We start from the raw sequence: 24,731 nt of genomic DNA, 5'->3' as shown, positions 1-24,731 counted from the left end.
ACAAATATTTGTGATTGCGATCATTAATTTTTTAACGAAACTGCGATGAAAGAATCACTCTACAAGCGAATAGCCCGTGAACTGGCTCAGCAGATCTCCACGGGAACCTACCCGCCCGGCGCGCTGTTTCCTACGGAAATGGAACTGTGCGAAACATGGCAGGTGAGCCGTCACACCATGCGGGAAGCGTTAAGGGAATTAACGGAACAGGGGTTAATCTCCCGTCGAAAAGGGGCGGGAACGCGGGTTTGCGAACCGCGCGAGAGCGGCGTGAATCATCCCCTCCTGCACCTTGAAGATTTGGTACTACTGGCGAAGAACAACCTGCGGGTGATTAAAAAGATTGACGAGATTGTCGCAGATATTGAGCTTTCGCAACTGATTGGCTGTCCGCCTGGCTCGCGCTGGCTGCACATCGCCAGCATTCGCGAGGATGCACAAAACCCGGATGCGCCGATCTGCTGGACGGACAGCTACGCCAGTACCGATTACTCCCGGCTACGCTCCTACATCCGCGACGATCCGCATGCGCTGATTAGCGATTTGATCGAAACGCACTACGGCATTAAGAGTCACGAGGTACATCAGGAGATCACTGCCGTTGGCGTCCCCAAAAAGGTCGCGAAGATCCTCAACGTCGCGCCGGATTCTCCGGCAATGCGCATAGTAAGACGCTATCGCGATCGTGACGGGAAGGTGTTCGAGACGACGATTTCAATTCACCCGGCAGGAAGGTACACCTGTTCCATAGTGCTGAAACCGCAGAGTTCGGGGGAATAAGGGAGAGCGGTATTGAGTGCCTGATGGCGCTACGCTTATCAGGCCTACAGATCGGCGTAGGCCGGATAAGGCGGAGCCGCCATCCGGCCTACAATTTACTGCGCTGGGGTAATTCGACGTGGGCGGCGCGGTGGACGCGGCTTTTCACCCGCCGGTTTACCTTCACCGCTGCGCGTTCTGGCTTTCGGCGCACCGCCATCCTGACGACGCGCTTGCTGAGCACGACCTGCACTCTGTCCTTGCCCCTGACCACGGCCTCTTCCGCCACCACCATTCCCACCACGTTGCTGACGACCATTCTCGATCGGCTCAGCTTTAATTGACGGGTCCGGCTCATAGCCCGGAGTCGTAATCCGTGGGATCTCTTTTTTCAGCAGTTTTTCGATATCGCGCAATAGCTTATGCTCATCGACACAAACCAGCGACAGCGCTTCACCGGTCGCGGAAGCACGTCCGGTACGACCGATACGGTGGACATAATCTTCCGGCACGTTCGGCAGCTCGTAGTTCACCACGTGCGGGAGCTCTTCGATATCCAGACCACGCGCCGCGATGTCAGTCGCGACCAGTACGCGAATATCACCGGATTTAAAATCGGCCAGCGCACGGGTACGCGCCCCCTGACTCTTGTTGCCATGGATTGCCGCACTGCGAATGCCGTCTTTGTTCAACTGTTCCGCCAGATGGTTCGCACCATGCTTAGTACGGGTGAACACCAGCACCTGCTGCCAGTTACCCTGTCCGATCATCTGTGAAAGCAGCTCACGCTTGCGTTTCTTATCAACGAGATGCACATGCTGCGTCACCTGCTCAGAAGCGGTATTACGGCGCGCGACTTCAATTTCCAGCGGGTTGTGTAGCAGCTTCTCAGCCAGCGCTTTGATATCGTCAGAGAACGTCGCAGAGAACAGCAGGTTTTGTCGCTTCGCCGGCAGTTTCGCCAGTACGCGACGGATGTCGTGAATAAAGCCCATGTCCAGCATGCGATCGGCTTCATCCAGCACCAGAATTTCAATCTGATCCAGCTTCACCGCATTCTGATGTTCCAGGTCCAGCAAACGCCCCGGCGTCGCCACCAGCACATCCACGCCGCCGCGCAGTTGCATCATCTGCGGATTAATACTTACCCCGCCAAAGACGACCAGCGAGCGAATGTTCAGGTATTTGCTGTAATCACGGACGTTCTCACCAATCTGCGCCGCCAGTTCACGCGTTGGAGTGAGGATCAGCGCACGCACCGGGCGACGCCCTTTCACATGCGGCTGTTTAGTAATGAGATGTTGTAACAGCGGCAGCGTAAAGCCTGCGGTTTTACCGGTGCCGGTTTGCGCACTCGCCATCAGGTCGCGGCCTTCCAGCACCGCAGGAATCGCCTGCGTCTGGATGGGGGTGGGTTCGCGGTAACCCTGCTCAGCAATGGCGCGCAGAATATCAGAGTTCAAACCCAGGGAATCAAAAGACATAACTACTCCGAACCGCCCCGACCGTTCCCGGTGTAGTTTTCAGGGAGATACATACAATTTGGGGATGACAAAAACCACAATGTCATGAAGGGGCGGAGTGTAGCAGTTTTTGTGACTCAGCGCATAAATTATCCCATCGACTGGACAAGACCAGACTTCAGTCATAATCTTAATCAATCGATTGATTAATAATCTGGGCACGCGATGAATATCTCCACCACCACCAAAGGCGAACAAGCCAAAAATCAACTGATTGCTGCCGCGCTGGCACAGTTTGGCGAATATGGTCTGCATGCCACGACCCGTGATATTGCCGCCCAGGCCGGACAGAACATCGCCGCCATCACCTATTATTTTGGCTCAAAGGAAGATTTATACCTCGCCTGCGCCCAGTGGATCGCCGATTTTATCGGGGGGCAGTTTCGCCCACACGCCGAAGAAGCGGAAAAACTGTTTGCCCAGCCGGAGCCAGACCGCAACGCAATCCGCGAACTGATCCTCCGTGCCTGCAAGAACATGATCCTGCTGTTAACGCAGGATGACACCGTTAACCTGAGCAAATTTATCTCGCGCGAGCAGCTCTCCCCGACCGCCGCTTATCAACGTGTGCATTCGCAGGTCATCGAGCCATTGCACAGCTATTTAACCCGGTTGATTGCCGCCTATACCGGCTGCGACGCCAATGACACACGGATGATTTTGCATACCCACGCGCTGCTGGGTGAAGTACTTGCATTCCGCCTGGGTAAAGAAACCATTCTGTTACGCACTGGCTGGTCGCAGTTTGATGAAGAAAAAACGGCACTGATTTATCAGACCGTGACCTGTCATATCGATCTCATTCTGCAAGGTTTATCGCAAAGGAGTCTGGACTGATGAAAAAACCGGTTGTTATCGGACTGGTCGTCGCGGCGTTGGTCGCTGTGATTGCTGGCGGCACGTGGTGGTATCAGAGTCGACAAGACAACGGGCTGACGCTCTACGGCAACGTCGATATCCGCACTGTCAATCTGAGCTTTCGCGTAGGTGGACGGCTCGCCTCGCTCAAGGTCGATGAAGGCGATGCCATTAAAACAGGACAGGTTTTAGGCGAGCTGGATCGTGCGCCCTATGAAAACGCCTTAATGCAGGCAAAAGCGGGCGTTTCTGTCGCCCAGGCGCAGTATGATTTGATGCTGGCAGGCTATCGCCAGGAAGAGATCGCCCAGGCCGCGGCTGCCGTGAAGCAGGCGCAGGCGGCCTATGATTACGCGCAAAATTTCTACAATCGTCAGCAGGGTCTGTGGAAAAGCCGCACCATCTCCGCTAACGATCTGGAAAATGCCCGTTCTTCCCGCGACCAGGCACAGGCGTCGTTGAAGTCCGCGCAGGATAAATTGACACAGTACCGTTCCGGTAATCGTGAGCAGGATATCGCGCAGGCTAAAGCCAGCCTTGAGCAGGCACAGGCACAACTGGCACAGGCCGAACTGAATCTTCACGATACGACGCTGGTCTCCCCGTCAAACGGTACGCTGTTAACCCGGGCCGTTGAGCCCGGCAGTATGCTCAACGAAGGCAGCACCGTGCTCACACTCTCCCTTAACCGTCCGGTCTGGGTACGCGCCTACGTCGACGAACGCAACCTCTCTCAGGCGCAGCCGGGGCGCGAAATTCTGTTGTATACCGACGGACGCCCCGATAAGCCATACCACGGTAAAATCGGCTTTGTTTCACCAACGGCCGAATTCACCCCGAAAACGGTAGAGACGCCCGATCTGCGTACCGATTTGGTCTATCGCCTGCGCATCGTCGTTACTGACGCAGACGATGCGCTGCGCCAGGGGATGCCCGTCACGGTCACCTTCGGCAACGAGGCAAGACATGAATGATGCCGTCATCACGCTGAACGGACTCACAAAGCGATTCGCAGGGATGGATAAACCGGCGGTCGCTCCGCTCGACTGTACTCTGCAGGCGGGCTATGTGACCGGACTGGTGGGGCCCGATGGCGCGGGCAAAACCACGTTGATGCGGATGCTGGCCGGCCTGCTCAAAGCGGATGACGGCAGCGCCACGGTGCTTGGCTTTGATCCGATCGTTAACGACAGCGCGCTGCACGCCGTACTGGGTTATATGCCGCAAAAATTCGGCCTGTATGAGGATCTCACCGTGATGGAGAACCTCAATTTGTACGCCGATTTGCGCAGCGTGACGGGGAAAGCACGGGAGAAGACCTTTGCGCGCCTGCTGGAATTTACGTCACTCGGCCCGTTTACTGGGCGTCTGGCAGGTAAACTCTCCGGCGGTATGAAACAGAAGCTGGGGCTGGCCTGCACCCTGGTCGGCGAGCCGAAGGTGCTGCTTCTGGACGAACCCGGCGTTGGCGTGGACCCAATCTCCCGTCGCGAATTGTGGCAGATGGTCCATGAACTGGCGGGCGACGGGATGCTCATCCTCTGGAGCACCTCCTATCTGGATGAGGCTGAACAGTGCCGGGATGTGCTACTGATGAACGAAGGCGAACTTCTGTATCAGGGCGACCCGACAAAGCTGACGCAAACTATGGCCGGACGCAGTTTTCTGATGCACAGCCCGCAGGAAAACAACCGCAAACTGCTCCAGCGGGCGTTGAAACTGCCACAGGTCAGCGACGGCATGATCCAGGGGAAATCCGTGCGGCTCATCCTCAAAAAAGAGGCCACGGCGGAGGACATTCGCCGGGGTGAGGGCATGCCGGAGATAGAAATCAGTGAAACGACGCCGCGCTTTGAAGATGCGTTTATCGACCTGCTGGGCGGCGCTTCTACATCGGAATCCCCGCTGGGGGCGATTCTGCACACGGTTGAAGGCACGCCGGGTGAAACGGTGATCGAAGCCAAAGCGCTGACCAAAAAATTTGGCGATTTTGCCGCCACCGACCACGTTGACTTTGCCGTCAAACGGGGAGAAATTTTTGGCCTGCTTGGGCCAAACGGCGCAGGGAAATCCACCACCTTCAAAATGATGTGCGGCCTGCTGGTACCCACCTCCGGCAAAGCGCTGGTGCTGGATATGGATCTGAAAGTCAGTTCCGGGAAAGCGCGCCAGCACCTGGGCTATATGGCGCAAAAATTTTCACTGTACGGCAACCTGACGGTGGAGCAAAACCTGCGCTTCTTCTCAGGCGTGTACGGTCTGCGAGGGCGCGCGCAGAATGACAAAATTGAGCGGATGAGCGAGGCGTTTGGCCTGAAAAGCATTGCCTCCCATGCCACCGACGAACTGCCTCTGGGCTTTAAGCAGCGTCTGGCGCTGGCCTGCTCGCTGATGCACGAGCCGGATATTCTCTTCCTCGACGAACCCACCTCCGGCGTAGACCCCCTCACCCGCCGCGAATTCTGGCTGCATATCAACAGCATGGTCGAAAAAGGGGTGACAGTGATGGTCACCACCCACTTTATGGATGAGGCGGAATATTGCGATCGCATTGGGTTGGTTTATCGCGGCAAGCTGATCGCCCGTGGGACGCCAGACGATCTGAAAGCGCAGGCGGCCGATGACGAAACGCCGGATCCGACGATGGAACAGGCCTTTATCCGTCTGATTAACGACTGGGATAAGGAGAACGAACATGCGTAATCCCCTTCTCTCCTGGCGTCGCGTGCGCGCCCTGTGCGTCAAGGAGACGCGGCAGATCGTCCGCGATCCCAGTAGTTGGCTCATTGCTGTGGTGATCCCGCTGCTGCTGCTGTTTATCTTTGGTTACGGCATCAATCTGGATTCCAGCAAACTGCGGGTGGGCATTTTGCTTGAGCAGCAAAGCGAAGAGGCACTGGACTTCACCCATACGATGACCGGCTCGCCGTACATCGACGCCACCATCAGCGATAACCGTCACGAACTGATAGAGAAGATGCAGGCCGGGCGCATCCGTGGGTTAGTGGTGATCCCGGTTGATTTCGCCCAGCAGATGGCGCGCGCGAACGACACCGCCCCCATTCAGGTTATTACCGACGGCAGTGAGCCGAATACCGCTAACTTCGTGCAGGGTTACGTCGAGGGCATCTGGCAGATTTGGCAGATGCAGCGCGCGGAAGATCGCGGCGAAAAGTTTGAACCGTTGATCGACGTGCAAACCCGCTACTGGTTTAACCCGGCGGCCATCAGCCAGCATTTTATCATTCCCGGCGCGGTGACGATTATCATGACGGTAATTGGGGCGATCCTGACCTCACTGGTGGTCGCCCGTGAATGGGAGCGCGGCACTATGGAGGCGCTGCTCTCCACCGAAGTCACTCGTGTTGAACTGCTGCTGTGCAAGCTCATTCCCTACTATTTTCTCGGCATGCTGGCGATGCTGCTCTGTATGCTGGTGTCGGTGTTTATTCTTGGCGTTCCTTATCGCGGTTCGCTGTTGCTGCTGTTTTTTATCACCAGCCTGTTTTTACTCAGCACACTGGGAATGGGGTTGCTCATCTCAACGATGACGCGCAATCAGTTTAACGCCGCGCAGGTTGCCCTGAACGCCGCTTTTTTACCCTCGATTATGCTGTCGGGCTTTATTTTTCAGATAGACAGTATGCCAGCGGTGATCCGCGCGGTGACCTACATTATTCCGGCTCGCTATTTTGTCAGCACGCTGCAAAGCCTGTTTCTTGCCGGAAATATTCCAGTGGTGCTGATTATCAACGTGCTGTTTTTGATCGCCTCGGCGGTGATGTTTATTGGCCTGACGTGGATAAAAACCAAACGTCGGTTAGATTAATTCTGGCGCTCGTATTTTGCCCGGTGGCGCTGCGCTTGCCGGGCCTACAAACCGGGGATAACGACATGTTTCATCGTTTATGGACGCTCATTCGTAAAGAACTCCAGTCGCTGCTGCGCGAACCGCAGACCCGTGCAATTCTGATTCTGCCAGTCCTGATTCAGGTGCTGCTGTTTCCTTTTGCCGCGACGCTGGAGGTGACGAATGCCACTATCGCAATCTATAACGAAGATAACGGTAAGCATTCGGTGGAGCTTACGCAGCGCTTCGCCCGAGCCAGCGCCTTTACGCACGTCCTGCTGCTGAAAAGTCCGCAGGACATTCAACCGACCATCGATACGCAAAAAGCGCTGCTGCTGGTGCGTTTCCCCGCCGACTTCTCGCGTAATCTGGATACCTTTCAGTCCGCTCCGATGCAGCTCATCCTTGATGGACGTAACTCCAACAGTGCGCAGATCGCAGCGAACTACCTTCAGCAAATCGTCAAAAATTATCAACAGGAGCTGATGGAAGGTAAGCCGAAGCCCAATAACAGCGAACTGGTGGTGCGCAACTGGTACAACCCAAATCTTGATTACAAATGGTTTGTGGTACCGTCGCTGATTGCGATGATTACCACCATTGGCGTGATGATCGTGACGTCGCTGTCGGTCGCACGGGAGCGTGAACAGGGTACGCTGGACCAACTGCTGGTATCCCCGCTGACCACCTGGCAAATTTTTATCGGCAAAGCGGTACCGGCGCTGATCGTCGCCACGTTCCAGGCCACTATCGTGCTGGCCATTGGGATCTGGGCGTATCAGATCCCGTTTGCCGGCTCGCTAGCGCTGTTTTATTTCACCATGGTGATTTATGGGCTGTCCCTGGTGGGCTTCGGACTGTTGATCTCATCGCTCTGCTCAACTCAGCAGCAGGCATTTATCGGCGTGTTTGTTTTCATGATGCCTGCGATATTGCTGTCTGGATATGTGTCACCGGTTGAGAATATGCCGGTCTGGTTACAAAACCTGACCTGGATAAACCCAATCCGCCACTTTACGGATATCACCAAGCAGATCTATTTGAAGGACGCGAGTTTGCAGATTGTCTGGGGAAGTTTGTGGCCGCTGTTGGTGATTGCGGCCACAACGGGTTCAGCGGCGTATGCGATGTTTAGACGCAAAATTATGTAACTTTTTGTCCTTAGCCAGCAGAGACACGACGGCGGGTCCGGCAAGTATGACCAGGCCCGCTAACGCCAGCAGGATATTGTTTTGCAGTACTCTGGAAAGCAGCCACAGCACAATCAGCGCGGCGCCGAAATACCAGGTGGTAGTCAGTTCTTCCAGCACATCGGCAACGTCTCGCCAGCGCTGTTCGTGATGGCGCTGCAGCGCCAGCATCAACAGTACGGTCACACCGTAAGCCACACATAATCCGAGCCCGACGCGCACTAACGTGCCGCTCATCCAGCCCATTACCAGCATCGCCACTACCAGTAAATGCAACATAATCTGCCAGCAACTTAACCCCGTTGCGACACGAACACGTTGTTGCCACCTCATGGCTTTTCTCCTGAAGGATTTTTGTCTAATTACTCAGAATATCGAACTTTACGGAAAATTCCGTAACACCGCACCTTTTTGTGACGCCGACTACACTATTTAGCGAGGAAAGTGACGCCGACTGGAGAATTATGAGCGGACAAACACAGCGATTTTCATTCAAAGTGCTCACCATTAATACGCACAAGGGCTTCACCGCCTTTAATAAACGCTTCATTTTGCCGGAGCTGCGGGATGCAGTACGCACGGTGAGCGCCGACATAGTCTGCCTGCAGGAGGTGATGGGCGCTCATGAGGTACATCCACTGCACGTCGAGAACTGGCCTGACACCACCCACTACGAATTTCTCGCCGATACCATGTGGAGCGACTACGCCTATGGCCGTAATGCGGTTTACCCGGAAGGCCATCATGGCAACGCGGTGCTTTCGCGCTATCCCATAGAACATTTTGAAAACCGCGATGTTTCGGTGGGCGGGAGTGAAAAACGCGGCGTGCTTTATTGCCGCATTGTGCCGCCGCAGCTCAAGAAACCTATCCACGTGATGTGCGTGCATCTGGGCCTGCGCGAAGCCCATCGCCAGGAACAGCTTGCGATGCTGGCGGAATGGGTAAACGCCCTGCCAAAAGACGAACCGGTGCTGGTAGCTGGTGATTTCAACGACTGGCGCCAGCGGGCCAACCATCCGTTAAAAGTCACTGCGGGGCTGGAAGAGATCTTTACCCGCGCCCATGGCCGTCCGGCGCGCACTTTTCCGGTCAGCCTGCCCCTACTGAGGCTTGACCGCATTTACGTCAAGAATGCCAACGCCAGTTCGCCGACAGCGCTGCCGCTGCGCAACTGGCGACATCTCTCGGACCATGCCCCCCTTAGCGCGGAGATCCATCTATGAAATGCACCTGGCGCGAAGGTAATCAGATTCAGTTACTGGAGAATGGTGACCAGTACTATCCTGCGGTATTTAAGGCAATTGGCGAAGCGCAGCAAAGGATTATCCTCGAAAGTTTTATCTGGTTTGAGGATGACGTGGGTAGACAACTTCATGCAGCGCTATTGGCCGCAGCAAAACGCGGCGTCAAAGCCGAAGTGCTGCTGGATGGCTACGGCTCGCCGGATCTTAGCGACGAGTTTGTCGGCGAACTCACCTCGGCAGGGGTGGTCTTCCGCTACTACGATCCGCGGCCACGCGTGTTCGGTATGCGCACTAACGTCTTTCGCCGAATGCACCGCAAAATAGTGGTGATTGACACCCGCGTCGCCTTTGTCGGCGGAATTAACTATTCCGCCGAACATATGTCCGACTATGGACCCGAAGCCAAGCAGGATTACGCGGTACGCGTAGAAGGGCCGATTGTCGCCGATATCTTACAGTTTGAAGTGGAAAACCTGCCCGGCCAGAGCGCCGTGCGCCGCTGGTGGCGCCGTCACCACCGTGCTGAGGAAAACCGCCAGCCCGGCGAAGCTCAGGCGCTGTTTGTCTGGCGCGATAACGAGGAGCACCGCGACGACATCGAACGTCATTATCTGAAGATGCTCACTCAGGCTCGTCGGGAAGTGATTATCGCAAACGCCTATTTCTTCCCCGGCTACCGCCTGCTTCACGCCATGCGTAAGGCAGCGCGACGCGGCGTACGCGTGAAGCTGGTCGTGCAGGGTGAACCGGATATGCCCATTGTGAAAGTCGGCGCTCGCCTGCTGTACAACTATCTGGTCAAGGGCAACGTGCAGGTCTATGAGTACCGACGCAAGCCCTTACATGGCAAGGTGGCGCTGATGGACGATCACTGGGCAACGGTCGGGTCAAGCAATCTGGATCCGCTCAGCCTGTCGCTCAATCTGGAAGCCAATTTGATCATTCACGACCGCCAGTTTAATCAGACTCTGCGCGAAAACCTCAACGCCATCATCGCCCAGGACTGTAAGCGGGTAGATGAATCTATGTTACCTAAACGGACCTGGTGGAACCTGAGCAAAAGCGTGCTGGCGTTCCACTTCTTACGCCATTTCCCGGCGCTCGTCGGCTGGCTTCCCGCGCATACACCGCATCTGGCCCAGGTTGATCCGCCTGCCCAACCCACAATGGAAACCCAGGATCGCGTTGAGGCGCAAGATACAGGAGCAAAACCCTGATGGCGAAATCACATCCGCGCTGGCGGCTGACGAAAAAAATCCTCACCTGGCTGTTTTTTATCGCCGTCATCGTGCTGTTGGTGGTGTACGCACGTCAGGTGAACTGGGAGGATGTCTGGAAGGTCATTCGGGATTATAACCGCGTCGCACTGTTAAGCGCCGTGGGACTGGTGATCCTCAGTTATCTGCTGTACGGCTGTTATGATCTGTTGGCCCGCGCCTACTGCGGGCATAAGCTGGCCAAACGGCAGGTCATGCTGGTGTCCTTTATCTGCTATGCCTTTAACCTGACCTTAAGCACATGGGTTGGCGGGATTGGGATGCGCTATCGTCTGTATTCGCGTCTCGGACTGCCGGGTGGGACGATTACGCGTATTTTCTCGCTCAGTATTACCACCAACTGGCTGGGCTATATTTTGCTCGGCGGGATCATTTTCACCTTTGGCGTGGTGCAACTGCCCGCCCACTGGTATATCGACGAAAGTACGCTGCGGATATTGGGCGTGGTGCTGCTGTTCATTATCGCCGTTTACCTCTGGTTCTGCGCCTTTGCCAAACATCGCCATATGACCATAAAAGGGCAAAAACTGGTGCTGCCTTCATGGAAGTTTGCCCTCGCTCAAATGGCAATCTCCAGCGCGAACTGGATGGTCATGGGGGCGATTATCTGGCTGCTACTGGGGCAGCAGATAAACTATTTCTTTGTGCTGGGTGTTCTACTGGTCAGTAGCATCGCAGGGGTGATTGTGCATATTCCGGCGGGGATTGGCGTGCTGGAAGCCGTATTCCTTGCGCTGTTAAAAGGTGAGCACACTTCGCAGGGAATTATCATCGCCGCCCTGCTCGCCTATCGTGTGCTGTATTACTTTATTCCGTTACTGCTGGCGCTGGTCTGTTATCTGGTGCTGGAGAGTCGGGCGAAGAAACTGCGCGCAAAAAACGAAAAAGCGATGGCGAAGTAAAGCAGAAGCGTGTTGCCGGATGGCGGCAGCGCCTTATCCGGCCTACAAATACCACGCGCTACCCGAACGTAGGCCCGGTAAGCATCAGCGCCACCGGGCTCGCTACACTTAGCGGCGGTTGCCGAAGATACGCAGCAGCATCAGGAACAGGTTAATAAAGTCCAGATACAGGGTTAACGCGCCAAGAATCGAATATTTACGCAGATTTGACGTGTCGCGCACATCAATCTGCTCACCAATATTCTTCAGTTTCTGGGTGTCATACGCCGTCAGACCAACAAACACCACGACCCCGATATAGGTTACTGCCCACATCAGCGCTTCGCTTTTCAGCCAGAAGTTGACCAGCGAAGCCAGAATGATGCCAATCAGCGCCATAAAGAGCATGTTGCCCCAGCCGCTGAGATCGCGCTTCGTGGTGTAACCCCACAGGCTCATTACGCCAAACATCCCGCCAGTGACCACAAAGGTGCTGGCAATGGAAGAGGCCGTATAAATAATAAAAATACTGGAAAGCGTCAGGCCGGTGAGTACCGAATAGAGCATAAACAGCGTTGTCATCACCCCTGCGCTCAGTCTGTTGACCAACCCCGACAAAACAAACACGACGGCAAGTTGCGCGATCACCAGGCCGAAGAAAAAGATCCTGTTGGTATACAACAGCTCCATGAACGCACTGGAGTTCGCCGCATACCAGGCAATAAACGCCGTTAGCAGCAAGCCGACAGTCATCCAGCCGTACAACTGCGCCATATAAGTTTGCAGACCAGAACGGGACTGCACGATAGATTCGGATCGTGGAAACCGGTCCATGCTAATCTCCTGTTTTCAATGAATACCTGTTTAAGCGTATCACATTCTGCTACCAGCGCTTTGCCGCCTGCTGGTCGCTATCGCGGGCTTCCACCCAGCGGTCGCCTTCCGGCGTGGCTTCGCGCTTCCAGAACGGGGCGCGGGTTTTCAGATAATCCATAATGAACTGCCCGGCTTCAAAAGCACTACTGCGATGCGCGCTGGTCACGCCAACGAAGACAATTTCATCACCCGGCCACAGTTCGCCGATGCGGTGAATGACCGTAACGCGCCCTAACGGCCAGCGGTTGCGCGCCTCGTCAACAATTTCCGCCAGCGCTTTTTCAGTCATTCCGGGATAGTGCTCAAGAGTCAGCGCTTTCACGCTATCGCCAAGATTATGGTTGCGCACTTTTCCGGTAAAGGTAACGACCGCACCGTCTTCATCACGTTCGGCAAGCCAGGGATACTCTTCCCCGACGCTAAACGGTGCGGTTCCTACCACAATTTTGCTTTCACTCATCTCAGCCTCCGGTGACGGGAGGAAAGAAGGCAACTTCATCACCCGCCGCCAGCGGATGATCGAGGCTGACCAGCGTCTGGTTGACGGCGGCAAGCAGTTTGCCGTCCTCAAGCGCCAGCGCCCAACGATTACCCTGTGCCGCCAGATGTTCCCGCAGCGCCTCAACCGTCGGAAAGTCTGGCGCGACGTCCAGCGTATCGGTACCGACCAGTTCGCGAACCTGAGCGAAAAATAAAACCTTAATCATCGGAATCCGCCTTAAAATCTCCGGACTTACCGCCGCTTTTCGCCAGCAGGCGTACCGGGCCAATCACCATATCCTTTTGCACCGCTTTACACATGTCGTAGATGGTCAACGCGGCAACGGATGCGGCCGTCAACGCTTCCATCTCTACGCCGGTTTTGCCGGTGAGTCGGCACAGCGATTCAATACGCACGCGACTATGCTCAGGCTCGGCCTGAAGCTGCACTTCCACCTTACTCAGCAGCAGCGGATGGCACAGCGGGATCAGCTCCCAGGTGCGTTTTGCCGCCTGAATTCCGGCAATGCGCGCGGTAGCGAACACGTCGCCCTTATGGTGGCTGCCGTCAATAATCATCGCCAACGTTTCGCTGTGCATGGTGACAAAGGCTTCGGCGCGCGCTTCACGAACGGTTTCCGCTTTGGCAGAAACATCTACCATATGCGCTTCGCCAGCGGCGTTAATGTGGGTCAGTTGCGACATACTTATTTCTTCAAATGTGGGTGAAAATTACACGGGCGCGTGCGGGCATCAAGCTGCGGGGCAATGATGTTGTCCCAGGCGGTACGGCAGGCTTTAGTGGAACCCGGCATGGCGAAAATCAGCGTTTTATTGGCCACACCAGCCACTGCGCGCGACTGCAATGTTGCGGTGCCGATCTCTTCAAACGACAGCATGCGGAACACTTCGCCAAAACCTTCAACTTCGCGGTCAAACAGCGGCAGCAGCGCTTCCGGCGCCTGGTCGCCTTCGGTAAGCCCGGTGCCGCCGGTGATCAGGACCACCTGTACGTTCTCGCTGGCGATCCACGCCGACACCAGCGCACGAATGGCATAACGGTTCTCTTTCACTATCGCTTTATCGACAACCTCGTGCCCCGCCTCCTGCGCGGCGTCACGCAGAAAATGACCGGAGGTATCGTCCTCTTCACCGCGACGGTTAGATATCGTAAGAATAGCAATGCGGGTCGGGATAAATTCAGCGCTTACCTGACTCATGGAAAACTCCTTTTAGCGATCAGCCGCCAATGTAAGATAAGTTTTGCGTAATACCAGTATTGTTCTGATGCAGAAAATGGGTCTGCTTTTTCTCGCGCAGCGCAACGGCAATGCGCTCTTGCAGCGCGGCCTGTTGCCCATCGTCTTCCAGCAGATCGCGCAGGCTAATGCCCCCCTCACCGAACAGGCAGAGGTGCAGTTTACCCACGGAGGAGACGCGCAGACGGTTACAGGTGGCGCAGAAATCTTTTTCATACGGCATGATCAGGCCAATTTCGCCCGCGTAGTCGGGGTGGCAAAAGACCTGCGCCGGGCCGTCGCTGCGCTGGCGTAGCTGGTGGATCCAGCCGCGACGCAGCAGTTCATCACGCAGAACCTGGCCGGAGATATGATGTTTACGAAAGAGGTCGCTGCCCTCGCCCGTTTCCATTAGTTCAATGAAACGCAACTGGATGGGACGCGCCTGGATCCACTCCAGGAAGGTATCGAGCTGGTGATGGTTCACATCGCGCATCAGCACGGTATTCACTTTGACTTTCTCAAACCCGGCCTCAAACGCGGCGTCAATACCGGCCATGACCTGACGGAATTTATCCTGCCCGGTAATGGCATGAAACTGGCGAGCATCAAGGCTATCTACGCTGACGTTGATCCCGGTGAGGCCGGCATCGCGCCAGTTGGCGGCATCACGCGCCAGTCGATACCCGTTTGTGGTGACGGCAAGCTGGCGAATAGCGTCGTTTTCGCGCACGGCGGCAATGATGTCGGTAAAGTCACGACGCAAGGAAGGTTCGCCCCCGGTCAGGCGCACTTTTTCAGTGCCCAGACTGGCGAAAGCACGCGTCACCCGGCGAATTTCATCGACGGTAAGAAAACCATTATTGGTTACACCGCCGGGCTTGTAGCCGTCGGGCAGGCAGTAGGTGCAACGGAAGTTACACACGTCGGTAATCGACAAGCGCAAGTAATAAAACTTACGCGCAAAAGCGTCAGTCAGTTGTGAGGCCATGTACACCTTTCCAAATACGGGAGGCGAAGTCATTTCTTCCTGCGCCCTGGTGACAACGCATCTGCCTTGTCACGGCCAAAGCACCATATCATTCGACTTAGATGCAGAGGCTAGAGTGTTTATGTGGTTACGCCGATACTAGCGCGTTCAGTCCAGTTTTGCCATTCACACGACCGTTATACAAACGCTATATAAACATATACATAGCGTCATGATCGTGCTATTTCATTACAGAATAAGCAAAAATCACGCTTTTGCATTGATATATATCATTAGGGTGTAAAGCACGCCTTGCTCTAAAGGAGTAGAGACTGGATATGAAAAGTGCGGATAACGCGCGGGTGAATTGCTGGAAAGCCCCTGTTTGCGCTACTGTAGCGCGGTAAATCTGACTTCAGGAATTTTTATGCGCAATCGTACGCTAGCCGATTTAGATCGTGTTGTCGCCCTCGGCGGAGGGCATGGATTAGGACGCGTTCTCTCCTCTCTTTCCTCACTGGGTTCCCGTTTGACCGGTATTGTAACCACTACGGACAACGGCGGTTCCACAGGCCGTATTCGCCGTTCTGAGGGCGGTATCGCCTGGGGTGATATGCGCAACTGTCTGAACCAGTTAATTACCGAACCCAGCGTCGCCTCTGCGATGTTTGAGTATCGTTTTGGCGGTAACGGCGAACTTTCAGGACATAACCTTGGAAATTTGATGTTAAAGGCGCTCGATCACCTGAGTGTACGCCCTCTGGAGGCGATAAATTTAATTCGCAATCTTTTAAAGGTGGATGCGCACTTAATTCCCATGTCTGAGCTGCCGGTTGACCTGATGGCTATCGACGAACAGGGGCATGAGGTTTATGGCGAGGTTAATATCGACCAGTTAGCGACCCCGCCTCAGGAGTTGATGCTTTCGCCAAAGGTACCGACGACGCGCGAAGCAGTGCAGGCCATCAGCGAAGCGGATCTGATTATTATTGGACCGGGTAGTTTCTATACCAGCCTGATGCCCATCCTGCTGCTGGATGATTTAGCGCAGGCGCTGCGTCGCACTCCTGCGCCCATGGTGTACATCGGCAATCTGGGGCGCGAACTGAGCTTACCCGCCGCCAGCCTGACGCTCGTGGATAAGCTGGCAATCATGGAGCAGTACGTCGGTAAAAAAGTGATAGATGCCGTGGTGGTTGGGCCGAAGGTCGATGTTTCAGCCGTCAGGGACAGAATTGTGATTCAGGAGGTCCTGGAGGCCAGCGATATCCCCTATCGCCATGACCGTCATCTGCTGCACAGCGCGCTGGAAAAAGCGGTACAGGCGCTGGGGTAAGTTTTTTATCGTTGCCGGATGGCGGCTTCGCCTTATCCGGCCTACGTGCCAGATGTAGGCCGGATAAGGGGGGTTACCCCGCCATCCGGCAATGCGTTTTTACGACGCCGCGATAAACAGCTCGCGTAACTGATGCAACTGGTCGCGAACCAGCGCGGCTTCTTCGAACTCCAGGTTCTGCGCATGTTGCATCATCTGCCCTTCCAGTTCGTGAATTTTCTGCTGCAACGCTTTTGGCGACATATCCAGTTCTACGGCATCGGCTTCCACCACCGAACGGGACTTGCCTCTGCCCTTCGCTTTGGTCTTGGCGATGTTCTGCCCCAGCGCCAGAATATCGACCACTTTTTTATTCAGGCCCTGCGGCGTAATACCGTGCTCTTCGTTGTACTGCTGCTGCTTCTCACGACGACGTTCCGTTTCGTTAATGGCTTTCGCCATCGACGCGGTGATTTTGTCACCGTATAGAATCGCCTTCCCGTTGATGTTACGCGCCGCACGACCGATGGTCTGAATCAACGAACGTTCGGAACGCAGGAAGCCTTCTTTGTCGGCATCAAGAATCGCCACCAGCGACACCTCCGGCATATCGAGCCCTTCTCGCAACAGGTTGATACCCACTAGCACATCGAACTCGCCCAGACGCAGGTCGCGAATGATCTCCATACGTTCGACAGTGTCGATGTCCGAGTGCAAATAACGCACCCGCTCGCCGTGCTCTTCCAGGTACTCGGTCAGATCTTCCGCCATACGCTTCGTCAACGTCGTCACCAGAACACGCTCGTTAATCGCCGCGCGCATGCGGATCTCAGAAAGCAGATCGTCCACCTGGGTCGCTACCGGACGCACTTCGATCAGCGGATCCAATAGCCCCGTTGGACGCACCACCTGATCAACAACATCACCGCCGGATTTCTCCAGCTCATAGTTACCTGGCGTTGCAGAGACAAAGATCGTCTGCGGTGCCAGCGCTTCAAATTCTTCAAATTTCAGCGGACGGTTATCCAGCGCCGACGGCAGACGGAAGCCGTATTCCACCAGCGTCTCTTTACGTGCCCGGTCACCCCGATACATCCCGCCGATTTGCGGGATCGTGACGTGGGACTCGTCCACAACCAGTAGTCCGTCGGCGGGCAGATAGTCAAACAGCGTCGGCGGTGGCTCGCCCGGCCCACGTCCTGACAGATAGCGCGAATAGTTTTCGATACCTGAGCAGTAACCAAGTTCGTTCATCATCTCCAGATCAAACTGGGTACGCTGGCTTAAGCGCTGTTCTTCCAGCAGCTTATCATTCGCCAGCAGCACCTTACGCCGTTCGGCCAACTCCACTTTGATCTCTTCCATCGCCTGCACAATGCGCTCACGCGGCGTGACATAGTGGGTCTTAGGGTAGATGGTGTAGCGTGAAATCGACGCCTCAAGCTGCCCGGTAAGCGGGTCAAATAGCGACAGGCGCTCAACCTCCTCGTCAAACAACTCAATGCGTAAGGCAATATCGTCAGATTCCGCCGGGAAGACATCGATCACCTCGCCACGCACGCGGAAGGTCCCGCGCTGGAAGGCCTGATCGTTACGGGTATATTGCAGTTCCGCCAGCCGGCGCAGGATCGCGCGCTGGTCAATAATCATGCCCACCGTCAGGTGCAACATCATCTTCAGGTATAAATCCGGGTCGCCCAGACCGTAGATCGCCGAAACCGAGGCCACGACCACCACGTCGCGACGCTCCAGCAGCGCTTTGGTCGCTGACAGACGCATCTGCTCTATGTGTTCGTTCACCGAGGCATCTTTTTCTATGAACGTGTCCGAACTGGGAACGTAGGCTTCCGGCTGGTAGTAGTCGTAGTAAGAGACAAAATACTCGACGGCGTTATCCGGAAAAAACTCCTTCATTTCGCCGTAAAGCTGCGCCGCCAGCGTTTTGTTGGGGGCCAACACCATCGTCGGGCGTTGCAGATCTGCAATCACGTTCGCAATGGTGAACGTTTTACCGGAGCCCGTCACACCCAGAAGCGTTTGATGCGCCAGACCATCCTCCAGTCCTTCTTCCAGACGGCGAATTGCCTCGGGCTGATCGCCAGAAGGTTTAAATGCGGAATTCAGTTTGAACGGTTTACTCATATGCAGCTACCTGAAGGAATGGGCGGGCAGGAGTGTAATTTTACTCTCAGAGGATAATTTTGCCAGTAAAATATACTGGATGAAAAAACAGTAACACGGCGGAATATTTCTGTTACGCCTCTCTGAATCACACCATTGCAGTCCAAAATTTCACCGCTGGCAAGATAATTCACCAGCGACAACGGTTATCCCCAGACCAATCTCTTCGGCAACATTGTCAAGACGTGTTATGAAAGTTTTATGACTTTTAATCAGCGGACTTACATAGCCATTGCTTTTATTTAATGGTTTGTTTTTGAAGACTTATTTTATAAAGACGCCTTTAACACCAATTCCACCGCAGGCCGCGTAATCTCTCGCTTGCTCAGGGTTTTCTAGCCCTAATGCACAAGGTTATCCACAGGAATAGTGGATAACTGCTTCCAGCCCCGATGGCCTGCCGCCTGGCAATTTTGCCCAACGAAGCGGCAGAACGCTTATAAAAAAAAATATGTCGATATTTTGATTTTTAACCGCTTAAGAAACGCTCAAACGCGGCGAGATCTTGCTCGCAATTTCATCTTTTTAGTTCCTCCTTAAATTATTAAGATCCAGATAATGTCCTGTTTTGGCGTTTTCTGCGTCAGTCGAAAGCCAGGGAATTTCCCCCAACAACGGCGCGGGAATTACCCTCGTTAGCGTGGCCATATATTCCTGATGCCGTTTTCCCGGCTCAGTGACATCGTTGGCCACCCAACCCGCAAGCTGAAGCCCTGCCTGCTGCACCGCCTGCGCCGTTAACATTGCATGATTGATACAGCCCAGCTTCACCCCCACCACCAGAATCACCGGTAACTGTTCCGTCTGTACCCAGTCAGCGAAGGTGAAGTCATCGGTAAGCGGTGTAAACCAGCCTCCCGCCCCTTCCACCAGTACCCAATCCGCCTGCGTTTCCAGCTCCCGCAAGCCCGCCGACATCACAGTGCTCTGAATCCTGATGCCCTCGTCAGCGCTGATAATATGCGGCGACGTGGGTTCTGCGAAGGTATAAGGGTTTACCGTCTGATACTCCAGCGCCAGGCTGCTGTTACGCTGGAGCGCGAGCGCATCGCTGTTACGCAACCCCAGTGCCGTCATTTCACTACCCGAGGCAACCGGCTTGTAGCCCGCCGTTCGGTAGCCCAGCATTCCCGCCGCCTGAAGCAGCGCACAACTGGCGATCGTTTTTCCGACTTCAGTGTCGGTACCGGTGACAAAATAACGTTCAGTCACAGTTAATCACTCCTGCGAAAAGATGATAGGTCAATGGATATTTCCCCTGCGCCTGCGGCCAGGCCAACTGCAATTGCTGAAGCTGTGAGCGGGTCAGCACGCGCTGTTCGCGACCTTCGTGCAGATGCGTCGCGCCGATCCCTTTTAGTGAACGCATAGCGCTCAGGGCGTCATCAAATGCCAGCGTCAGGGTGAAAAGTTGATGATGGCCTCGCCAGCCGCGCATCGCCTCACGCAGCGTTTGATGAGGCAAAAAGCGATTGGCGTGAACCCGGTCATCCACGGCTCGCCAGGCCTGATGAAGCTCCGGCAACGATCCCTGTGCCAGCGTGGTAAAAGCCACCACGCCGCCGGGACGTACCACCCGACACAGTTCGTGGAGTGCGCCATGCAGATTGTCGCACCACTGCACCGCCAGATTGCTCCAGACCAGATCGAAGGTGGCGGTTGCGAGTGGCAGCGACTCGATATCACCGGCAAGATAGTGATGCGCCGTATTCTGCCGACGCGCCTCGTCCAGCATTTGCACTGAGAGATCCAGCGCGGTCACTTGACTTCCCCGCTCGCGCCAGTAACGACTCAGCCGTCCCGGTCCGCAGCCGGCATCCAGCACCTGTTCAAATCCTCGCGTCGGCAGTTGTGCCAGCAGCACGTCCGCACTCAGCCGCTGCAGCGTAGCGTGCTGTTCGTAGTGCGTAGCCGCGCGACCAAATGCCGCTGCGACGGCCTGCTTATTCACCTGCGCCATGCAGCACCTCCAGCAGGCGATCAATATCTTCTGGCTCATGCGCCTGAGTCAGGGTCAGACGCAGACGAGCCGTGCCGACGGGTACCGTAGGAGGACGAATCGCCGTGACCCAACATCCCTTGTCGCGCAAGGTTTCCGCCAACCGAAGCACACGGACGTTATCTCCCACAATCAACGGTTGGATGGCGCTGTGCGAGTCGGCAAGCATGAAGTTTGCGCCACCTATCCCTGCGCGAAAGCGCGCGATCAGCGAGGCCAGTTTCTCTCTGCGCTCATCCCCTTCCTGACTGCGGATGACCGTAACAGCAGCACGTAACGCCTGTGCCTGCGCGGGCGGCATACTGGTGCTGTAAATCAAATGGCGGGCAAACTGCAGCAGATAATCGGCAACGCTTTCTGAGCACAAAATGGCGGCACCGCTAATGCCAAAGCCTTTGCCAAAGGTCACCACCAGCAATTCCGGCTGCACCTGCTGCTGCCAGCAGCTTCCGCGCCCTTGTTCACCACTTACGCCAATTCCGTGCGCATCATCGACCATCATCCAGGCCTTGTGTGCATGTGCGGTCTGCTGAATGGCCGCCAGCGGTGCGCTGTCGCCGTCCATGCTGAATACCCCTTCGGTGACCACCAGTTGCTGCCCCGGACAGGGGGCCTCTAACAGCCGTGCCAGGTGTTCGGTATCGTTATGACTAAAGCGGCGAAGCTGGGCCGGACTGAGGTTCGCCGCTTCCAGCAGCGAGGCGTGGCTCAGCCGGTCGGCGACAATCCGGTCGTCTTTCGCCATCAATGCGGTAATCACCGCCTGATTGGCAGCAAAGCCTGAGATGAACAACAGTGCACGAGGGTACCCCAGCCAGTCGGCTAACGCTTCTTCAAGCTGCTGGTGGGCAACGGAGTAGCCACTAACGTGACCAGAGCCGCCGCTTCCCACGCCAAAACGCGCTGCCCCCTGTTGCCAGGCGCGGACAAGCTGCGGATGATGGCTTAAGCCCAGATAATCATTGCTGGAGAAATTCAGATAGCGCTGGCCGTCAGCCAATAACCAGCGGCCAGCCCCCTGCTCTACCGCGTGACGGCGGCGAAGGGCGTCAGCCGAACGACGCGCCGTCAGCGCATCGTCGATTTTTTGCTGCCAGTTCATACGGCTGCCGCGTTGTAATAATCGTCAGTATCCGGTGTCATCAGCGCCTGCTCCAGACGCTGCTGCTGTTCGTTATCCCCGGCGAGCACCGCGGTCTGCTGCGGGTTCAGCCCCAGCTTATGGAACAACTGGAGATCTTTGTCCTCTTCCGGGTTCGGCGTGGTCAGCAGCTTACAGCCGTAGAAGATGGAGTTCGCCCCGGCCATAAAGCACATGGCCTGGGTTTGCTCGTTCATCTGCTCACGTCCGGCGGAGAGACGCACGTAAGAGGTCGGCATCATGATGCGCGCCACGGCAATGGTGCGGATAAAATCAAAGGCATCGACATCGTCGTTATCCGCCAGCGGCGTGCCTTTCACTTTCACCAGCATGTTGATCGGCACGCTTTCCGGCGGGGTGGGCAGGTTCGCCAGTTGCAGCAGCAGCCCGGCGCGGTCTTTCACCGTTTCCCCCAGACCGACAATACCACCGGAACAGACTTTAATCCCGGCGTCGCGCACGGTGTCGAGGGTGTCGAGACGCTCCTGATAGGTGCGGGTGGTAATGATATTGCCGTAGAACTCCGGCGAGGTGTCGAGGTTATGGTTGTAGTAATCCAGCCCCGCATGGGCCAGACGCTGCGCCTGCGATTCATTCAGCGTGCCGAGCGTCATGCAGGCCTCCAGTCCCATGGCTTTCACGCCCTGGACCATCTGCTCAAGATACGGCATATCGCGCTCATGCGGGTTCTTCCACGCCGCGCCCATGCAGAAACGGGTGGAACCGGCATTTTTCGCTTTACGCGCCGACTCCAGCACCTGCTCCACTTCCATCAGGCGCTCGGCTTCCAGCCCGGTTTTATAACGTGAACTTTGCGGGCAGTATTTACAGTCTTCCGGGCAGGCCCCGGTTTTTATTGACAGCAACGTACTGACCTGAACCTGACGAGGATCGAAGTGCTGACGGTGAATTTGCTGCGCTTCGAACAGCAGTTCGAGCAGTGGTTTTTCAAATAATTCGGTGACTTGCGACAGTGTCCAGCGAGAAGAGTGCGTCATAATTTTATACGTTTTGTTGTGAGAACGGTGTAGACTTGTAAACCTAATTGTTTTTAATTTGGTTTACAAGTCGATTATGACAACGGACGATCTCGCCTTCGATCGGGGCCACATCTGGCACCCTTACACCTCCATGACCTCGCCGCTGCCGGTGTACCCCGTTGAACGTGCAGAAGGCTGCGAGCTGATCTTATCCAGCGGCGAACGCCTGATTGACGGCATGTCATCATGGTGGGCGGCGATCCACGGCTACAATCACCCACAGCTCAATGCAGCGATGAAAACGCAGATTGACGCGATGTCGCATGTGATGTTCGGCGGAATCACTCATGCTCCAGCGGTCAGCCTGTGCCGACAACTGGTCGCCATGACGCCCGAGCCTCTGGAGTGCGTGTTTCTCGCTGACTCCGGTTCTGTCGCGGTGGAAGTGGCGATGAAAATGGCGCTTCAGTACTGGCAGGCGAAAGGCGAATCCCGTCAGCGCTTCCTGACGTTCCGCAACGGCTATCATGGGGATACCTTCGGCGCAATGTCGGTCTGTGACCCCGACAACTCCATGCACAGTTTGTGGAAAGGCTACCTGCCGGAAAACCTGTTTGCACCTGCGCCGCAAAGCCGTATGGACGGTGAATGGGATGAACGCGATATGGTGGCTTTTGCCCGGCTGATGGCGGCACATCGTCATGAGATTGCGGCGGTGATCCTTGAACCCATCGTCCAGGGCGCAGGCGGCATGCGTATCTATCATCCGGAATGGCTGAAGCGCATCCGCAAAATGTGCGATCGTGAAGGCATTCTGCTGATTGCCGATGAGATCGCCACCGGTTTTGGTCGCACCGGCAAACTGTTTGCCTGTGAGCATGCCGGGATCGCGCCGGACATTTTGTGTCTGGGTAAAGCGTTAACTGGCGGCACTATGACGCTTTCTGCCACCCTGACAACCCGTGAAGTCGCAGAAACCATCAGCAACGGCGAGGCCGGGTGCTTTATGCACGGTCCGACGTTTATGGGCAATCCGCTGGCCTGTGCGGTGGCAAGCGCCAGCTTGTCTCTGCTCGAGTCCGGGGAATGGCAGCAACAGGTGGCTGCCATTGAAACCCAGTTACGCGCCGAACTCAGCCCGGCCCAAAATTCACCTTTGGTGGCAGATGTGCGCATGCTGGGCGCGATTGGCGTGGTGGAAACAACGCACCTGGTGAATATGGCGGCGCTGCAAAAGTTCTTTGTTGAGCAAGGGGTCTGGGTTCGCCCCTTTGGTAAGCTTATCTATCTGATGCCGCCGTATATTATTCAGCCGGAGCAGTTGCGCCGTCTGACGCAGGCGGTAAACGACGCTGTGCGTAATGACACATTTTTTATCCTTTAATCGGGGGTAAGGTAAAAGGTTCCTGGCTACACTTTTTTGCTGAGTCTTAAGGAGAGAGCATGAAACTAATCAGCAACGATCTGCGCGACGGAGAAAAACTCCCGAATCGCCATGTGTTCAACGGGATGGGTTATGACGGGGATAACATCTCTCCGCATCTGACCTGGGACGATGTGCCAACAGGAACGAAAAGTTTTGTGGTGACCTGTTTTGACCCCGATGCGCCGACCGGTTCCGGCTGGTGGCACTGGGTCGTCGTCAATCTTCCTGCCGATACCCGCGTGTTGACCCAGGGATTCGGCTCAGGACTGGTCGCCCTTCCGGATGGGGTTATCCAGACACGTACCGATTTCGGCAAAGCAGGCTATGGCGGTGCAGCCCCGCCAAAAGGTGAAACTCACCGCTATGTTTTTACGGTACATGCGCTGGACGTAGAGAAACTTGATGTCGATGAAGACGCCAGCGGCGCGATGGTCGGATTTAACGTCCATTTCCATTCGCTCGCCAGCGCCTCGATTACTGCGATGTTCAGTTAATACGTATGTCGGGTGGCGGCGTAACCGCCTTACCCGACCTACAAAC

At 55.6% G+C, this 24,731-nt stretch carries 25 protein-coding genes and 1 riboswitch; of the genes, 12 read left to right on the top strand and 13 right to left on the bottom strand.

Annotated elements, in window-relative coordinates; genetic code table 11:
- Positions 1-45 precede the first annotated feature (45 nt).
- Positions 46-780, top strand: coding sequence for a GntR family transcriptional regulator (locus HVY19_RS07100; RefSeq protein ID WP_181683630.1), 735 nt, complete (start codon positions 46-48; stop codon positions 778-780).
- 95 nt (positions 781-875) lie between these two features.
- Here the strand turns inward: HVY19_RS07100 and rhlE are convergent, their stop codons facing one another.
- The gene (gene rhlE, locus HVY19_RS07095) at positions 876-2,243 is read right to left on the bottom strand and encodes an ATP-dependent RNA helicase RhlE (protein WP_181683629.1); all 1,368 of its coding nucleotides are present in this window, start codon (positions 2,241-2,243) and stop codon (positions 876-878) included.
- A 204-nt stretch (positions 2,244-2,447) separates the two neighbouring features.
- On the opposite strand from rhlE, the gene cecR reads away from it, so the two are divergent.
- The 5 genes from cecR to HVY19_RS07070 all read left to right on the top strand — a co-directional run bounded on the left by cecR (position 2,448) and on the right by HVY19_RS07070 (position 8,141).
- Positions 2,448-3,119 (top strand): transcriptional regulator CecR, encoded by a 672-nt coding sequence (gene cecR, locus HVY19_RS07090; RefSeq protein ID WP_181683628.1) that lies wholly within the window; start codon positions 2,448-2,450, stop codon positions 3,117-3,119.
- Positions 3,119-4,114, top strand: a complete 996-nt coding sequence (gene hlyD, locus HVY19_RS07085; RefSeq protein WP_181683627.1) for a secretion protein HlyD — start codon at positions 3,119-3,121, stop codon at positions 4,112-4,114. The genes cecR and hlyD overlap by 1 nt, the downstream gene beginning before the upstream one ends.
- Complete coding sequence (locus HVY19_RS07080; RefSeq protein WP_181683626.1) at positions 4,107-5,843, top strand: ATP-binding cassette domain-containing protein; 1,737 nt, start codon at positions 4,107-4,109, stop codon at positions 5,841-5,843. The genes hlyD and HVY19_RS07080 overlap by 8 nt, the downstream gene beginning before the upstream one ends.
- Positions 5,836-6,969, top strand: coding sequence for an ABC transporter permease (locus tag HVY19_RS07075; RefSeq protein ID WP_181683625.1), 1,134 nt, complete (start codon positions 5,836-5,838; stop codon positions 6,967-6,969). The genes HVY19_RS07080 and HVY19_RS07075 overlap by 8 nt, the downstream gene beginning before the upstream one ends.
- Before the next feature lie 65 nt (positions 6,970-7,034).
- Entirely contained in the window at positions 7,035-8,141 is a 1,107-nt protein-coding gene (locus HVY19_RS07070; RefSeq protein WP_181683624.1) for an ABC transporter permease, read from the top strand.
- Here the strand turns inward: HVY19_RS07070 and HVY19_RS07065 are convergent.
- Positions 8,103-8,513, bottom strand: coding sequence for a YbhQ family protein (locus HVY19_RS07065; RefSeq protein ID WP_181683623.1), 411 nt, complete (start codon positions 8,511-8,513; stop codon positions 8,103-8,105). The genes HVY19_RS07070 and HVY19_RS07065 overlap by 39 nt on opposite strands.
- Positions 8,514-8,644: 131 nt before the next feature.
- Between HVY19_RS07065 and HVY19_RS07060 the strand changes: the two genes are divergently transcribed.
- From HVY19_RS07060 to HVY19_RS07050, 3 genes are read left to right on the top strand one after another with little or no spacing between them, the layout of a single operon-like run.
- The gene (locus HVY19_RS07060; RefSeq protein ID WP_181683622.1) at positions 8,645-9,406 is read left to right on the top strand and encodes an endonuclease/exonuclease/phosphatase family protein; all 762 of its coding nucleotides are present in this window, start codon (positions 8,645-8,647) and stop codon (positions 9,404-9,406) included.
- On the top strand, positions 9,403-10,644 hold the full coding sequence (clsB, locus tag HVY19_RS07055) for a cardiolipin synthase ClsB (protein ID WP_181683621.1): 1,242 nt from the start codon (positions 9,403-9,405) through the stop codon (positions 10,642-10,644). The genes HVY19_RS07060 and clsB overlap by 4 nt, the downstream gene beginning before the upstream one ends.
- Complete coding sequence (locus HVY19_RS07050) at positions 10,644-11,606, top strand: YbhN family protein (RefSeq protein WP_181683620.1); 963 nt, start codon at positions 10,644-10,646, stop codon at positions 11,604-11,606. The genes clsB and HVY19_RS07050 overlap by 1 nt, the downstream gene beginning before the upstream one ends.
- Positions 11,607-11,714: 108 nt before the next feature.
- Here the strand turns inward: HVY19_RS07050 and HVY19_RS07045 are convergent, their stop codons facing one another.
- The 6 genes from HVY19_RS07045 to moaA form a co-directional block, all read right to left on the bottom strand.
- Positions 11,715-12,419 (bottom strand): Bax inhibitor-1/YccA family protein, encoded by a 705-nt coding sequence (locus HVY19_RS07045; protein WP_181683619.1) that lies wholly within the window; start codon positions 12,417-12,419, stop codon positions 11,715-11,717.
- A gap of 49 nt (positions 12,420-12,468) precedes the next feature.
- Positions 12,469-12,921, bottom strand: a complete 453-nt coding sequence (gene moaE / locus HVY19_RS07040; RefSeq protein WP_181683618.1) for a molybdopterin synthase catalytic subunit MoaE — start codon at positions 12,919-12,921, stop codon at positions 12,469-12,471.
- Position 12,922: 1 nt separating this feature from the next.
- Positions 12,923-13,168: a molybdopterin synthase sulfur carrier subunit gene (moaD, locus tag HVY19_RS07035; RefSeq protein ID WP_181683617.1), complete on the bottom strand. Its 246-nt coding sequence runs from the start codon at positions 13,166-13,168 to the stop codon at positions 12,923-12,925.
- Complete coding sequence (gene moaC, locus HVY19_RS07030; RefSeq protein ID WP_181683616.1) at positions 13,161-13,646, bottom strand: cyclic pyranopterin monophosphate synthase MoaC; 486 nt, start codon at positions 13,644-13,646, stop codon at positions 13,161-13,163. Before moaC ends, moaD begins: the two co-directional genes overlap by 8 nt.
- 2 nt (positions 13,647-13,648) lie before the next feature.
- Positions 13,649-14,161 (bottom strand): molybdenum cofactor biosynthesis protein B, encoded by a 513-nt coding sequence (gene moaB, locus HVY19_RS07025; protein ID WP_181683615.1) that lies wholly within the window; start codon positions 14,159-14,161, stop codon positions 13,649-13,651.
- Positions 14,162-14,180: 19 nt separating this feature from the next.
- Positions 14,181-15,170 carry a GTP 3',8-cyclase MoaA gene (gene moaA / locus HVY19_RS07020; RefSeq protein WP_181683614.1) on the bottom strand — a complete coding sequence of 330 codons (990 nt, stop codon included), beginning with the start codon at positions 15,168-15,170 and terminating at the stop codon, positions 14,181-14,183.
- Positions 15,158-15,300: riboswitch (molybdenum cofactor riboswitch) on the bottom strand. It overlaps the preceding gene by 13 nt.
- A gap of 276 nt (positions 15,301-15,576) precedes the next feature.
- On the opposite strand from moaA, the gene yvcK reads away from it, so the two are divergent.
- Positions 15,577-16,485 carry a uridine diphosphate-N-acetylglucosamine-binding protein YvcK gene (yvcK, locus tag HVY19_RS07015; protein WP_181683613.1) on the top strand — a complete coding sequence of 303 codons (909 nt, stop codon included), beginning with the start codon at positions 15,577-15,579 and terminating at the stop codon, positions 16,483-16,485.
- Positions 16,486-16,584: 99 nt separating this feature from the next.
- On the opposite strand, the gene uvrB is transcribed toward yvcK, so the two are convergent.
- The 5 genes from uvrB to bioB all read right to left on the bottom strand — a co-directional run bounded on the left by uvrB (position 16,585) and on the right by bioB (position 22,783).
- Positions 16,585-18,606: an excinuclease ABC subunit UvrB gene (uvrB, locus tag HVY19_RS07010; RefSeq protein ID WP_181683612.1), complete on the bottom strand. Its 2,022-nt coding sequence runs from the start codon at positions 18,604-18,606 to the stop codon at positions 16,585-16,587.
- A gap of 564 nt (positions 18,607-19,170) precedes the next feature.
- A complete protein-coding gene (bioD, locus tag HVY19_RS07005; RefSeq protein WP_181683611.1) occupies positions 19,171-19,857 on the bottom strand; it encodes a dethiobiotin synthase in 687 nt (228 codons plus the stop codon).
- Positions 19,850-20,605 (bottom strand): malonyl-ACP O-methyltransferase BioC, encoded by a 756-nt coding sequence (bioC, locus tag HVY19_RS07000; protein WP_181683610.1) that lies wholly within the window; start codon positions 20,603-20,605, stop codon positions 19,850-19,852. Before bioC ends, bioD begins: the two co-directional genes overlap by 8 nt.
- A complete protein-coding gene (bioF, locus tag HVY19_RS06995; protein ID WP_181683609.1) occupies positions 20,589-21,746 on the bottom strand; it encodes an 8-amino-7-oxononanoate synthase in 1,158 nt (385 codons plus the stop codon). The genes bioC and bioF overlap by 17 nt, the downstream gene beginning before the upstream one ends.
- Positions 21,743-22,783: a biotin synthase BioB gene (bioB, locus tag HVY19_RS06990; protein WP_181683608.1), complete on the bottom strand. Its 1,041-nt coding sequence runs from the start codon at positions 22,781-22,783 to the stop codon at positions 21,743-21,745. Before bioB ends, bioF begins: the two co-directional genes overlap by 4 nt.
- A 76-nt stretch (positions 22,784-22,859) precedes the next feature.
- Between bioB and bioA the strand changes: the two genes are divergently transcribed.
- Both bioA and HVY19_RS06980 read left to right on the top strand, forming a co-directional pair.
- Positions 22,860-24,149, top strand: a complete 1,290-nt coding sequence (gene bioA / locus HVY19_RS06985; RefSeq protein ID WP_181683607.1) for an adenosylmethionine--8-amino-7-oxononanoate transaminase — start codon at positions 22,860-22,862, stop codon at positions 24,147-24,149.
- A 59-nt stretch (positions 24,150-24,208) separates the two neighbouring features.
- Complete coding sequence (locus tag HVY19_RS06980) at positions 24,209-24,685, top strand: kinase inhibitor (protein WP_181683606.1); 477 nt, start codon at positions 24,209-24,211, stop codon at positions 24,683-24,685.
- The last annotated feature ends 46 nt before the right edge of the window (positions 24,686-24,731 follow it).

This window comes from Citrobacter sp. RHB25-C09 (assembly GCF_013836145.1).
GTDB lineage: Bacteria > Pseudomonadota > Gammaproteobacteria > Enterobacterales > Enterobacteriaceae > Citrobacter_A.
Note: the sequence above shows the minus strand (reverse complement) of the source record. Positions and strands in the feature narration are given on the sequence as shown.